Origin of the sequence: Paracoccus sp. (in: a-proteobacteria), from assembly GCF_030538655.1 — a bacterium.
Taxonomy (GTDB): Bacteria; Pseudomonadota; Alphaproteobacteria; order Rhodobacterales; family Rhodobacteraceae; genus Paracoccus.
The window spans coordinates 142,718-155,696 of sequence record NZ_JAUNTO010000002.1 but is presented as its reverse complement, the minus strand read 5'-3'; the positions used below and the strand labels follow the sequence as shown (position 1 = coordinate 155,696).

Genomic DNA, 12,979 nt, shown 5'->3' with positions numbered 1-12,979 from the left:
TATTCCGCCACATGTCATTTTATGATGACAAACGCCCGTCAGAGGGCGGCGGGTTCCCCCTCTGATGACAAACCGATGAAAAAGCGGCGACGGATCAGGTGTTTTGCTTCAGCAGCCGCTGTTTCTGGCGGCCCCAGTCGCGTTTCGCGCTGGTTTCGCGCTTGTCTGCGACCTTCTTACCCTTGGCGATGCCGATTTTCAGCTTTACCCGTCCGCGATGGTTGAAATACATCACCAGCGGCACCAGCGTCATGCCTTCGCGCCCGATGGCCTGCCACAACCGCGCCAGTTCACGGCGACTGACCAGCAGCTTGCGGCGGCGACGTTCTTCGTGCCCGAACACGCCCGCATGGGGCAGCGCAGCGATATAGCCGTTAATCAGCCACAATTCGCCATTTTCCACGCTGGCATAGGATTCGGCGATGTTCGACCGGCCGGTGCGCAGGGACTTCACCTCGGAGCCAGTCAGGACGATGCCGACCTCGAGATCGGATTCGATAAAGTAATCGAATCGTGCCCGCCGGTTTTCGGCGATCACCTTGTAGTTCTTGTTTTCGGGTTCCTTGGCCATGACGCTTGCAGATAGGTGCACGCGGGCCGGGTGTAAAGGGTGGACCGGGGGACCGCGCCCCCAGCCCGGTCCACCGGGTCGGGCGTTCGTCGGGATATTTATCAAACGAAAGACAGGTCAGCCGCGTGTTGCCTGCATACACAGGCGCCCGTCGCCGCCCGCCACCCACAGATCATCGCCCCGACGGCACAAGACCACCGCTTCGCCAGCGATCAGCGGCGACACACCGCGAAAGGAAAACCGTTCCAGCCCCGGCCCGGCCATCAGCATCAGATGCTGTGCCAGCAGCGGGCCATGAACGACCAACCCGGCATAGCCTTCGATGTCGCGGGTATAATCGGCGTCGTAGTGGATACGGTGACCGTTCATGGTCAGTGCGGAATAACGGAACAGTTCGGTGCTGGTGAACACCCGGCCCTGCCGGTCGTCGGCATCGGTGGGCGCGGCGGGGTATCGGGGGGCGGCGCTGGCCCGTGCCTCGGGGCGATAAACCAGATCTTGCCATTCGGTGACGCAAAGCCGGCCGTTCTGGCTGATTTCGTGGCGCAGAGTGACAAAGGCCAGCGGACCCGACCGGCCCTGTTTGCGGGCGGTCGATTCGACGGTCGAGGTCTTTTGTGCCGGTTGTCCGGCAAACAGCGGCGCAACAAAGTGCAGCCGCCCCCCGGCCCACATCCGGCGTGGCAACCCCATATCGGGGATCAGCCCGCCCTGCCCCACCGCCGGATGTCCATCACGGCCCAGCTGATCCGCCGGGCGGGCATCCCAGAAATAGATCTGATGCGCAAAAGGCGGCAGCGGCGCATCGGTTGTCCAGCTCAGCCCCAGCGTGACGGCCAGTGCCGTCATTCGCGCGGGGTCCATGTGATCGCTTAGGGTGACGGGCTGGCTCATAGCCGCTAGGCTAGTGCGACAGGCAGGCACAGGAAAGGAAAATCCATGCGGCACGGCGGGCAGGTTCTGGTCAACGCACTCAAGGCGCAGGGGGTGGGGCGGGTTTTCTCGGTTCCCGGCGAATCGTTTCTGGCGGTATTGGACGGGCTGCATGACAGCGGCATCCAGAACATCGTCTGCCGCCACGAAGGCGGTGCCGCCATGATGGCCGAGGCAGCGGGCAAGCTGACCGGGCGGCCCGGTATCTGCTTTGTCACCCGCGGACCGGGGGCCACGAATGCCAGTGCCGGTGTGCATGTGGCGAAACAGGACAGCACGCCGATGATTCTGTTCATCGGCCAGATCGCCCGGTCCGACCGCGACCGCGAGGCGTTTCAAGAGGTCGATTACCGGCAGATGTTCGGCGGGCTGGCAAAATGGGTGGCCGAGATCGACCAGACCGAACGTATCCCCGAATATATCGCCCGCGCCTTTGATCTGGCCATGTCGGGCCGCCCCGGCCCGGTGGTGCTGGCCCTGCCCGAAGACATGTTGTCGGCCAGCACCGATGCGCCCGACCTTACCCCGGCCCCGCGTCCGGTGGCGGGCCTGTCGGCGGCGCAGGTGACGGCGATCACCGATGCGCTGGCGGCGGCGGAACGTCCGCTGGTGGTGCCCGGCGGCACGATCTGGACGCAGACCGATGCCGACAATCTGGCGCGCTTTGCCGAACACTGGGGGCTGCCGGTGGCGGTGCCGTTCCGGCGGCAGGATTACATGGACAACCGCCTGCCCAACTATGCCGGCGATCTGGGTGTGGGCATGAACGGTCGTCTGGGCGCGGCGCTGCGCGAGGTGGATTGTATCCTGGCGCTTGGGTCGCGTCTGGGTGACACGCTGACCGCGGGGTATGAGCTGATGAACCCCCGCGCGCAGGGGCGGCGCATTGTGCATGTCTATCCCGACCCGGACGAGATCGGGCACCTGTGGCGGGCCGACCCTGGCATCGCCGCCTGCCCCCGCGCCGCGCTGGCCGCTCTGGCCAATACCCCCGCGCCGCGCCGCTGGGACGATTGGACCGCCGCCCTGCGTGCGCATTACGAGGATTGGCAGACCCCGCGCGACACCCCCGGTGCCGTCAAAATGGAACAGGTGATCTGCTGGCTGTCGGCCCATCTGCCCGAAGACGCGATCATCACCAACGGCGCGGGCAACTATGCCTCTTTCCTGCACCGCTATTTCCGGTTCAAGCGCGCGCGGACGCAGATCGCCCCCACCTCGGGGTCGATGGGTTACGGCTTTCCGGCGGCGGTGGCGGCCAGCTTGCAGCATCCGGGGCGGGTTGTCGTATGCATGGCAGGCGACGGCTGTTTCCAGATGACCCTGAACGAGATGTCCACCGCCCGGCAGTATGGCGCCACGCCGATTGTCATCGTGGCGAATAACGGGCGCTATGGCACGATCAGGATGCATCAGGAAAAACACTATCCCGCGCGGGTGTCGGGCACCGATCTGTTCAACCCCGATTATGCCGCGCTGGCCCGCGCCTATGGCGGCCATGGCGAGGTGGTGACGGATGGCAACGATTTCCCCGCCGCATTCGGGCGCGCGCAACAGGCCGGCACATTGGCCGTGATCGAGCTGCAACTGGACCCCGAGGCGCTGACCACCGCCGCCACCCTGACCCAGATCCGCGCGGCGGCGCAAAAGGATCAACCGCGATGACGCCCGACGATCTGGCCGTTTTCGATAACCCCTGCTCGCCCCGGATCGTCAGCGCCTTTAGCGGCCATGGCCTCATAATGGGCAAGCTGCCGGACAAATTCGTCGCACGATCATGCCGATACAGACGACCTGTTTCTGGTGCTGCACGGGCAGTTGGGGATCAACCTGCCCGACGGCGCGTCGGATACACTGAACCCCGACCAGCTTTACGTGCTGCGTGCGGCATGGCCCATCGTCCCGGTGCCACGGTCAAAACCCATATGCTATTGATCGGGACAGCCGACACCCCAATACGGGTGATCCCGCCACGGTCGCCTTGAAGGAGCAGATATGAAGCCCGGCCCCCGAAACCTGATAACCGATGTCGCCGGGCTGCGGGTTGGCAATGCCCACGACCCCGCGCTGAAATCCGGTGTGACAGTGCTGACGGCGGATGCGCCCTTTGCCGCCGCCGTGCATGTCATGGGCGGCGCGCCCGGCACGCGGGAAACCGATCTGCTGGCCCCGGACAAGCTGGTGCCTGCGGTCGATGCGCTGGTGCTGTCGGGCGGCTCGGCATTCGGGCTGGCGGCTTGCGACGGGGTGATGGCCGGGCTGCTGGCCGCCGGGCGCGGCTTTGCCGTGGGCGCGGCACGTGTGCCGATCGTGCCGGGGGCCATCGTCTTTGACCTGCTGAACGGCGGTGACAAGGGCTGGCGCGACACCCCCTATCCGGCGCTTGGGCGGGCTGCGTTAGCGGCAGCACAACCGGATTTTGACATCGGCACCGCCGGGGCGGGCACCGGCGCAATGACCGGCTGGATCAAGGGCGGGCTGGGGTCGGCCTCGGCCGTGCTGGACAGCGGCGTGACCGTGGGGGCGCTGGTGGTGGTCAACGCGCTCGGCTCGCCCACCGTGGGCGACAGCCGCCATTTCTGGGCGGCACCGTGGGAACTGGAGGGCGAATTCGGCACGCTTGGCCTGCCGGGCAGCTTTCCGGCGGCGGCAGAGCCGCAACCGATGAAACGGCAGGGCGAGGCCACGACCATCGCCATCGTCGCCACCGATGCCACTCTGGACAAGGCGGCGTTACAGCGCATAGCCACGGCGGCGCATGACGGCATGGCCCGCGCGCTGGTGCCCGCGCACACGCCGCTGGACGGGGATCTGGTGTTCGCGGTCTCGACCGGCGCACGCCCCTTGGCCGACCCGCTGCGCGATCCGTTCCAGATCGGCCATGCGGCGGCCTGCTGTCTGGCCCGCGCCATTGCACGCGGCATTCATGCAGCACGGGCCGCGCCCGGCGATCTGCAACCTTGCTGGGCGGATTTGTAAGGCCGCGCCCAAAGCTGCGTATTTGGGCCAACAGGAAACCGGGGCGTTTCGATAAAAAAGGGCGAGGTCCGCAAACCCCGCCCCCAGAGATCGCCAAGAGGGAACAGCTTAGCGATAGATATAGACGATGCGGCGATCCTGAGGACCGACCAGCACAGTCTGACCGTTGACCGTTACATAACGGTAATCGTCATGACCGGGAACCTCGTGCAGAGTCACAGTTTCGGGAAGACCCGCACCCACGACCACTTCACCGTCCAGAACCACCGGATCGACCGGATGTTCGGTGATATAGGTGCGGACCTCGGGCGCAGGTTCCTGCGGGACTGTCGCCCCGGTTGCACCGCCAAGGGCGGCACCGGCCACGGCACCGAACGGCCCAGCGATGATCGCCCCCATCGAGGCACCCAAGGCACCGGCGACCGCCGTGTTCTGCGGCTGCATATCGGCGGGCTGTTCGATCACCGTCACGCCGATCTGCGTGCGGTTCGGGTAAAGCGGCTGGATCGTATCGCCTTCGCCGACGGCCAGATAATCGCCATAGGCCCAGCCTTCGGTGTCGTCATACGTCACCTGACACCAGTTGGCCGATTCGATGCAGCCTGCCACGCTGACCTCATCGCCATTGGCAATGACGCCGATCACCTCGTGCCAGTTGCCGGGGCCGGACCGCAGGTTCAGGTCGGCGGCCGCCGTGGCGGCGGTCTGGGCAAAGGCCGCGCCCGAGACGGTGGCGGCGGCAAGGGCGGTGGCAGCAAACAGTTTACGCATCACAAGTATCCTTTCCTATCGGTCCGGGTTCGGACCATCGGGCAGCCAACCCCGCCGCGCCGTTGATCGTTCCCCCACCGCCATCACAATAAATTTGCGGCATCGGCGGGAACCCGATCCTTTGACATCCGACTGGCCGCGTGATGATGTGGCCCCGACATCCGGGAAGGAACCGTTATGACCCAAAACACCACCGACCTGAAATCGCTTCTGAAAGACCCCTCGCTGCTGGAAACCCGCGCCTTTATCGCGGGCAAATGGGTGTCGGCGGCGGATGGCGCGACCTTTCCCGTCAGGAACCCGGCGCGCGGCGATGTGATCGCCGAGGTGGCCGATATGTCGCGCGACGATGCCGCCCGCGCCATCAAGGCCGCGCATCAGGCGATGAAGGGCTGGCAGGCGAAAACCGCCAAGGAACGTGCGCAGGTGATGCGCAAATGGTTCGACCTGATGATGGCCAATCAGGACGATCTGGCCACCATCCTGACCGCCGAACAGGGCAAGCCGCTGGCCGAGGCCAAGGGTGAGATCGCCTATGGCGCGTCATTCATCGAATGGTTCGGCGAAGAGGCCAAGCGGGTTTACGGCGAAACCATCCCCGGTCATCAGCCTGACAAGCGGCTGACCGTGCTGCGCCAGCCCATTGGTGTGGTTGGCTCGATCACGCCGTGGAACTTTCCCAACGCGATGATTACCCGCAAATGCGGCCCGGCGCTGGCGGTTGGCTGTGGTTTTGTCGCCCGGCCCGCGGCGGAAACGCCGCTGTCGGCGCTGGCGTTGGCAGTGCTGGGGGAACGTGCCGGTCTGCCTGCGGGTATCCTCTCGGTCGTCACCTCGTCGCGCAGCAGCGACATTGGCAAAGAGTTCTGCGAAAACCCGCTGGTACGAAAGCTGACCTTTACCGGCTCGACCGAGGTGGGGCGCATCCTGCTGCGCCAGGCCGCCGATCAGGTGCTGAAATGCAGCATGGAACTGGGCGGCAACGCGCCGTTCATCGTCTTTGACGACGCCGATCTGGATGCCGCCGTCGACGGCGCGATGGCGTCGAAATTCCGTAACAACGGCCAGACCTGTGTCTGCGCCAACCGGATCTATGTGCAGGCCGGGGTATACGACGATTTCGCGCAGCGACTGGCCAAAGCAGTCGACAGGCTGCAAGTCGGCGACGGGCTGGCCGAGGGCACCACCACCGGGCCACTGATCAACAAGGATGCCGTCGAAAAGGTCGAGGAACATATTCAGGACGTTCTGGACGGCGGCGGCGCGGTGCTGACCGGCGGATCGCGGCGCGAGGGGCTGTTCTTTGATCCCACGGTCGTCACCGGCGTCACCGACGACATGAAGGTCGCGACCGAGGAAACCTTTGGCCCGCTGGCCCCGCTGTTCCGGTTCGAGACCGAAGATGAGGTGGTCGAAAAGGCCAATGCGACCATCTTTGGCCTGGCGTCGTATTTCTATGCCCGCGACGTGGGCCGCATCACCCGCGTGCAAGAGGCGCTGGAATATGGCATCGTCGGCGTGAACACCGGCATCATCTCGACCGAGGTGGCCCCCTTTGGCGGCATCAAGCAATCCGGTCTGGGCCGTGAAGGTTCGCATCACGGCATCGACGATTATCTGGAACTGAAATACGTCTGTCTGTCGATCTGAGCGGCGATTCGCGCAAAGCTGGGCGTGTCTTTCGGGACACGCCTCTTTTATGTCCAGCGCGCAACGGGGCGTGCGGTGTCGTTGTGGCGCGTGCGGACCGGGCGCCCGAAAACACCCGTAATTCCTAGGTTTTTCGTGGCACAGTCGATGCACAGCGCGCGCACAACTGATGCACAACCTGTACACAGGCTGCGGGCGTTGCGCGCGTTATGGTGCGCCAAGGGCGGACAGGACAGCGGCGCGAACCTCACCCCCCGGCACCTCAGTAAAGGTCAGATCGTCGCGACCGAAATAGCTGGCGGCGTTCATCACGGACCAGCCATTGGTGATCAGCAGATAGCTGTCTTTGGCCGGGGTATCTGGGGCGGCGTAAAGAAAATCGCCCGTGCGGCGGTGCAGCGGATAATCACCGAACTGATTGATGCGGGTCAGAATATCGGCCAGCACATCCGCCGTCACCTTTGCCTGCATCAGCTTGCCGTCAAACCGGATCGCGGAATGAAAATCATGACGGCTGACCGGCCCGGCGGGCAGGCCCGCGCCGAATGTCGTGTGACCGATAAAACCGACATCGCCCCCGGCGTCGCGGGCCATGGCGGCGGCAGTGAACAGGGCCAGATCGCGCACCGGCATCGCCTTGGGGCTGGTGGCAACGATCTGGCGGTCGTCCGGGGTCAGATGCGCGTTCAGCGTTGTCGGGATCAGCGCGGCCAACGCAGGATGTGGGGTAGCACCGGGGTCGATGTCGATGCGGGTGATCCGGGCGGGCTGGCCTGGGATCAGGGTTGCCACGGCGATCTGGGCGGACCAGCTGCCGGTGTGCAGGTATCGCGTCGCACCCTGTTCGGCCAGCAGGGTCAGGTGGTCATGGCCGCCAATCAGCACGGTGCCATCAGGCAGCAGCGGCAGGATGTCGCGATCGGCCAGAACGCCCGCGTGGCTGAGCACGATGTTCAGGCCATCACCCATCAGGCCCGGCAGATGGTCGCGCACCCATTCGACGGGCGGCGGCACCTCGATCAGCGCGCGGGTCGACTCGGGATAGGTAAACAGCGCGTCGGTGGCGATGCCGGTCAGCGTGACGGGCTGGTCTGCGATGGTCAGCGTGATACTGGCCGGGGCATAGGGCTGGCCGCTGCGGGCGTCGATGATGTTCGAGATAACGGTAATGCCCAGATCGGTCGCACGCGTCACGAACTGCGCCAGATCGGGGTCAAGGTCGGGTTCGTGATTGCCGATATTGATGACGGTGGGGGCCAGTTTCGGCAGCTCGGCCAGAAAGGCCCAGTCGATTTCGCCCTTTGACGCGGTGGTGACGCTGTTGCCCGTCTCGAACAGATCGCCGTTCAGCACGATCAGCGGGTGCGGCCCCGCCGCCTGCGCCGCGATTTCTGCCAAAAGCGGGCCGGTGCGGTCATAGGCCGAATGCAGATCAGCCATCGCAATCACGGTGATCGCAAAGCCGGGCGCGGCGCGGGCGGCAATGGGCAGGGCGGCGCTGGCGGCCAAAAGGGCGATCAGGGTGCGGCGGTGCATGGGCTGTCCTTGTGTCATCGGCACGGCGATCATGCGCGCGTCTGATGACACAAGCGTTACATCACCCCCCGACGCTGCGGCTGCCGGTGCTGCGCGTGGTTGCCGTCTGGCCAAAGCCGCCGCGTTGGGCGACCTGCGCGCGGGTCATCGGCGGCTGGCCCATCGTGGTGGGGGCCTTGTTGAACGCGCCCGGCTGCATCTGGCCTGCGCCGCGATTGTTGGCGACGCTGGTGCCACCCGGCGTGGAAAAGCGCCCGTCCGCCGTTCGCGCCAAAGGTTGGCTGGCGACGCCGCGCCCGCCCATCATCGACCCGATCAGATAGCCCATCATCAGCGGCATGAAAATCGACCCGGCCCCGCCGCCCTGCGCGGTCTGCGCCGGATCGCCGCCGCAGTTGCCCTGACCGTGTTCCTGTTCGCACAGCTCAAGGCTTTCATAGCGGGGGGCGGTTTCCAGATGATCCTGCGCCGCGCTGGCAAAGGCGGTGCGGCAGTCGGCCTCGGTATAGAACAGGTTGCCCTGCTGGGCGGATGCGATGCAGGCGGCCTCGGACGGGAAGGCCTCGGCGGCGGTCTGTTCATCGCGGCACCCGGCAAGGGCGAAAGCGGTGCTGCCCATGATGGCAAGGGCGACGGTGCGGGAACGTTTGCGCATGGGGGCCTCCGGCGGTTGGTCGGGGATATATAGGGGGTTTTGGCAGGGAATGTCACCCCGCCCCGTGCCTATCTGACTGTCATGGCGCGCCATAGCGACGCAAGACCACCTGACTTTTGTGCCCGGCGATCAGGCCGGATGCCGCAAGAAGATCGTTCAGGGCTGACAGTTCAGCCGTCCCCGGCAACCGGACCGACATGACAGCATCAATGTCGCCTGCCAGCGACACGACCGACTCCACACCTTGCAGCGTCATCAGCCAGTTCAATGCCCTATCGCAAGGGCGCACAGCGATCTGAACAAATAGCAGCGCATGGACCTGTGCAGGCTGATCGGTGATCGCGGCATGATAGCCGGTGATAACGCCGGCCTGCTCCAGCGCCGCGACACGAGCCTGAACCGCGGGGCGTGACAGGCCGATTTCGCGCCCGATGGCTGCGGCGCTGATCCGCGCGTCCTTGCGCAGTAGGGCAAGGATGCGCCGGTTGGTTCTATCTATCTGCATAGCGATTCAAGCATAACGCAACCCAATCCCGACGCTGTGCAAGGTGACGTAGCGCGGAGAATGATGTCTTGTCGGCAATAGCACGAAGGAGACAGCCATGCGTATGATTTCACCTCGAAATTTCACCGCTAGCCGCGCTTGGGGCGCGATGGACATCGAACGCATCACCGGCGCCACGACGGTGCGGCTTCATTGGACCGATCAGCCATATAAGTGGCATATCAACGATGGTCCCGAAGTTTTCGTCGTTCTGGATGGCACGGTTGATATGCATGCAAGGGAAAACGGCACTGTTACCATTCACCGCCTGCTCTCCGGCGATATTTTCCATGCAGAGGAAGGGGGCGAGCATGTCGCCCATCCTTGTGGCATAGCAAGGGTTCTGGTCATCGAGCGCGAGGGGAGCGTTTAGCCCCATCGCCTAACCCCGAATAAAATGCGGCTTGAACCGGGACAGGTCCTGCGTGATGCGGCTGGCGTCCTCGCGGATGCCCATGCCGGTGCAGGTCTCGCCCACGATCCATGCGCCGATGATCGGGCGGAAGCCGTCGAAAACCGGCAGCGGGCAGTATTCCTGCACGATCATCGGCTGGTCGTCGTAATCGCGGTTGGGGGCGGTTTCCGTGGGTTTGCCGTTTTCGATGATCTGGACCGAGGCACCTTCGCGCGAGAAGATGGGTTTGACGACATGGCCGCGCTTCAGGCGGCCTGCGACGTCTGCGAAACCTTCGGCGCGAGCGGCGCCGCGTCCGGTCAGGGCGTCGGCCACATCGCCCAGGAAAAACGCGGGCAGCAGGTTCGGGTGGCCCGGCGCGATCTGCCACAATACGGGCAGGATGGCTTTGTTCGACACCAGCGCCTTCCACGCGGGTTCGATCATCTGCACCTGCGCGCCGGCGATATGGTCGGCAAAGGGGTCGCGCAGCAGGTCTTCCCACGGATACAGCTTGAACAGCGTGCCGATGACGCGATCTTCGCCGTCGGTGAACTGGCCGCGATCCGACAGGCCGATGCTTTCCAGATCGGTGTAATGCGCGCCAAGCCCGGCCTCGCGCGCGGCCCATGCCATTGCCTCGACGGTGGCGTAATCCTCGGGCGTGTCTTTCATCGCGGCGAAATGCACGTCGGTATCAGCGGGCAGGATCGCGCCCCAGCGTTCGACCAAAGCTTCGTGAATGCCGTTGAACTGATCGTCCCCGGAATGCAGCACCCCGGCGGCGATCTGCTGTTCCAGCCACAGCCACTGAAACGACGCCGATTCATACAGCGAGGTCGGCGTGTCGGCGTTGTATTCCAGCAGCTTGGCCGGGCCATTGCCGTCATAGGCAAGGTCCATGCGGCCATAAACCTCGGGCTGGGCGGCGTCCCAGCTGTCGGCGACCAGATCCCAATGCGCGCGCGGGATGCCCATGCGCGACATCAAGTCTTCGCTGTTGATGATCCGGGCCACCGCCTCGCGGCAGAGCGCGTGCAGTTCGGTCGCGGGGTCTTCGATGCGGGTTTCCACCTCGGCCAGCGAAAATTCATAGGCCGAGGTTTCATCCCAATAGGGTTCACCGTGCATATCGGCGAAGGTAAAGCCCAGCCTTTCGGCCTCGGCGCGCCAGTCGGGGCGTTCAGGCAGGGCCAGCTTGCGCATCAGTCTTCGTCGTCCTCGTCATCGTCAGCGGGCAGGTTGAAGAAGCTGTCGGCATCCAGTTCACGTTCCGGCTGCTGTTCTTCGGATTCGTCCGACAGGCGGAAGTTTTCCAGTCCGGCGATGGCAGTCGGCAAGCGCGCCTCGCCCCCCATGGCCAGCGAGGTTTCAGTGCTGACCAGCTTGCGCCGTTCGTCATCGGTCATCACGCCGCCTTCGGCAGCCTTTTTCTGCGCGGCCTTTTGGACAGCCGCATCCAGTTCGGTCTGACGGCACAGGCCCAGTGCCACCGGGTCGATAGGCTGGATATTGGCGATGTTCCAATGCGTGCGATCACGGATCGCCTGAATGGTCGGTTTGGTGGTGCCGACCAGCTTGGCGATCTGCGCATCAGCCAGTTCGGGGTGAAACTTGACCAGCCACAGAATCGCCGCCGGACGATCCTGCCGTTTTGACAGCGGCGTGTAGCGCGGCCCGCGCCGCTTTTCCTCGCCCTCGGCCGCAGGGTTGTGTTTCAACTTCAGCTTGTAGGCGGGGTTGGCCTCGCCGCGTTTGATTTCTTCGGGGTCCAGCTGGTTCGAGGCGATCGGGTCATAGCCCTTGACCCCGGTGGCCACATCGCCATCGGCGATGCCCTGCACCTCAAGTTCGTGCAGACCGCAGAAATCCCCGATCTGTTTGAAGCTGAGCGTGGTGTTATCGACCAGCCAGACAGCAGTGGCTTTGGCCATAAGCGGCTTGTTCATGATTATCTCCTTAATCAGCCATCGAACTGATAGCTGGCGGGAACAAAGCGGAAGGTAATGTCCCCGGTGCGGGCAATAAAGCCCAAAGCCGGGAACGGCATATGATAACCGACAAAAGGCAGGCGTTCGTCGGCCAGACGGGCCAGAACCCGCTGCCGCGTGGCGGCGCCCGCGTCTTTGTCGAGATCGAACCGCACATGCCAGTCGGGGCGCTGCACGGAATAGACGTAATGGTTAAAACTGTCGCCGGTGATCAGCAGGCGCTGACCGGCGCTGTCCAGCAGATAGGTGGTATGGCCGGGCGTGTGGCCATAGGCGCCCTCGGCCGTGATGCCGGGCAGAATTTCTTCGCCATCGCCGATCTGCCGTGCCGCATCAATCAGCGGGGCAACCTTGGCGGTATAGGCGTCATTGGGGTTTGCGGCCCAATGGTCGTTTTCCAGACGCGGCACGATCAGTTCGGCATTCGGAAAGGTCGGCGCATCGCCATCCATCAACCCGCCCACATGATCGCCGTGCATATGGGTCAGCACGACATGGGTGACATCGCCCGGCGCAACCCCAGCGGCAGCCAACGCAGCCACGGTCATTGCCGACTCGATCCCGGCATCGAACAGCACCAACGCATCCGGCGTTTTGACCAGTGTCATGGTAAAGGAACTGCCGGTCCGGTCCGAGGGGATGAAATTGTCGTAACTGATCTGTTCAAACTCGGCCGGGTTGGCGTTCAGGCCAAAGGTGGCAATGGGATTGTCCCGCATCCCCGAACCGCCCAGCAGGGTGTAAACCTGAAACGCGCCCAATCGAAACCCATACGCCCGGCCCGGCGCAACGGTGTCCACCTGCGCACCCGCAGGAACAGCGGCCAGCACTGGCAGCGCACCAGCCATAGCGATCAGACCACGACGGTTCAGCATCATCTTGCCCATCCTCCTGTCCTTTATCCATGACATTTCGCGCCGGGAAAACGGCGTGGGCATTGGCCCGGCTTCGCGTT

Annotated in this window: 14 protein-coding genes; 5 read left to right on the top strand and 9 right to left on the bottom strand. The window is 64.4% G+C overall.

Annotated features, from left to right (window positions below):
- Positions 1 to 94: 94 nt before the first annotated feature.
- Together smpB and Q4G22_RS02515 are read right to left on the bottom strand one after the other, a co-directional pair.
- Positions 95 to 571: an SsrA-binding protein SmpB gene (gene smpB / locus Q4G22_RS02520; RefSeq protein ID WP_303359668.1), complete on the bottom strand. Its 477-nt coding sequence runs from the start codon at positions 569 to 571 to the stop codon at positions 95 to 97.
- A 117-nt stretch (positions 572 to 688) separates the two neighbouring features.
- Positions 689 to 1,465 (bottom strand): MaoC family dehydratase N-terminal domain-containing protein, encoded by a 777-nt coding sequence (locus Q4G22_RS02515; protein WP_303384318.1) that lies wholly within the window; start codon positions 1,463 to 1,465, stop codon positions 689 to 691.
- A gap of 45 nt (positions 1,466 to 1,510) precedes the next feature.
- Here Q4G22_RS02515 and Q4G22_RS02510 point away from each other — a divergent pair, with 45 nt between their 5' ends.
- The 3 genes from Q4G22_RS02510 to Q4G22_RS02500 all read left to right on the top strand — a co-directional run bounded on the left by Q4G22_RS02510 (position 1,511) and on the right by Q4G22_RS02500 (position 4,483).
- Positions 1,511 to 3,169 (top strand): thiamine pyrophosphate-binding protein, encoded by a 1,659-nt coding sequence (locus Q4G22_RS02510; RefSeq protein WP_303384317.1) that lies wholly within the window; start codon positions 1,511 to 1,513, stop codon positions 3,167 to 3,169.
- 138 nt (positions 3,170 to 3,307) lie between these two features.
- Positions 3,308 to 3,439: a hypothetical protein gene (locus Q4G22_RS02505; RefSeq protein ID WP_303384316.1), complete on the top strand. Its 132-nt coding sequence runs from the start codon at positions 3,308 to 3,310 to the stop codon at positions 3,437 to 3,439.
- Positions 3,440 to 3,499: 60 nt separating this feature from the next.
- Complete coding sequence (locus Q4G22_RS02500; RefSeq protein WP_303384315.1) at positions 3,500 to 4,483, top strand: P1 family peptidase; 984 nt, start codon at positions 3,500 to 3,502, stop codon at positions 4,481 to 4,483.
- 108 nt (positions 4,484 to 4,591) lie between these two features.
- Here the strand turns inward: Q4G22_RS02500 and Q4G22_RS02495 are convergent, their stop codons facing one another.
- Positions 4,592 to 5,254: a DUF1236 domain-containing protein gene (locus Q4G22_RS02495; RefSeq protein ID WP_303384314.1), complete on the bottom strand. Its 663-nt coding sequence runs from the start codon at positions 5,252 to 5,254 to the stop codon at positions 4,592 to 4,594.
- A 177-nt stretch (positions 5,255 to 5,431) separates the two neighbouring features.
- On the opposite strand from Q4G22_RS02495, the gene Q4G22_RS02490 reads away from it, so the two are divergent.
- The gene (locus tag Q4G22_RS02490; RefSeq protein ID WP_303384313.1) at positions 5,432 to 6,904 is read left to right on the top strand and encodes an NAD-dependent succinate-semialdehyde dehydrogenase; all 1,473 of its coding nucleotides are present in this window, start codon (positions 5,432 to 5,434) and stop codon (positions 6,902 to 6,904) included.
- Positions 6,905 to 7,111: 207 nt separating this feature from the next.
- On the opposite strand, the gene Q4G22_RS02485 is transcribed toward Q4G22_RS02490, so the two are convergent.
- The 3 genes from Q4G22_RS02485 to Q4G22_RS02475 form a co-directional block, all read right to left on the bottom strand.
- Positions 7,112 to 8,440: a metallophosphoesterase gene (locus tag Q4G22_RS02485; protein ID WP_303384312.1), complete on the bottom strand. Its 1,329-nt coding sequence runs from the start codon at positions 8,438 to 8,440 to the stop codon at positions 7,112 to 7,114.
- 61 nt (positions 8,441 to 8,501) lie between these two features.
- Positions 8,502 to 9,095 (bottom strand): DUF1190 domain-containing protein, encoded by a 594-nt coding sequence (locus Q4G22_RS02480; protein ID WP_303384311.1) that lies wholly within the window; start codon positions 9,093 to 9,095, stop codon positions 8,502 to 8,504.
- Positions 9,096 to 9,174: 79 nt separating this feature from the next.
- The gene (locus Q4G22_RS02475) at positions 9,175 to 9,600 is read right to left on the bottom strand and encodes an Lrp/AsnC family transcriptional regulator (protein ID WP_303384310.1); all 426 of its coding nucleotides are present in this window, start codon (positions 9,598 to 9,600) and stop codon (positions 9,175 to 9,177) included.
- Between the two features lie 97 nt (positions 9,601 to 9,697).
- On the opposite strand from Q4G22_RS02475, the gene Q4G22_RS02470 reads away from it, so the two are divergent.
- Positions 9,698 to 10,012, top strand: coding sequence for a cupin (locus Q4G22_RS02470; RefSeq protein WP_303384309.1), 315 nt, complete (start codon positions 9,698 to 9,700; stop codon positions 10,010 to 10,012).
- A gap of 9 nt (positions 10,013 to 10,021) precedes the next feature.
- Here the strand turns inward: Q4G22_RS02470 and Q4G22_RS02465 are convergent, their stop codons facing one another.
- Genes Q4G22_RS02465 through Q4G22_RS02455 form a run of 3 tightly spaced genes read right to left on the bottom strand, consistent with a single transcriptional unit; the run spans position 10,022 to position 12,911 of the window.
- On the bottom strand, positions 10,022 to 11,239 hold the full coding sequence (locus tag Q4G22_RS02465; RefSeq protein WP_303384308.1) for a glutathionylspermidine synthase family protein: 1,218 nt from the start codon (positions 11,237 to 11,239) through the stop codon (positions 10,022 to 10,024).
- A complete protein-coding gene (locus Q4G22_RS02460) occupies positions 11,239 to 11,982 on the bottom strand; it encodes a DUF1013 domain-containing protein (RefSeq protein WP_303384307.1) in 744 nt (247 codons plus the stop codon). The genes Q4G22_RS02465 and Q4G22_RS02460 overlap by 1 nt, the downstream gene beginning before the upstream one ends.
- 14 nt (positions 11,983 to 11,996) lie before the next feature.
- Positions 11,997 to 12,911: an MBL fold metallo-hydrolase gene (locus tag Q4G22_RS02455; protein WP_303384306.1), complete on the bottom strand. Its 915-nt coding sequence runs from the start codon at positions 12,909 to 12,911 to the stop codon at positions 11,997 to 11,999.
- Positions 12,912 to 12,979 lie beyond the last annotated feature (68 nt).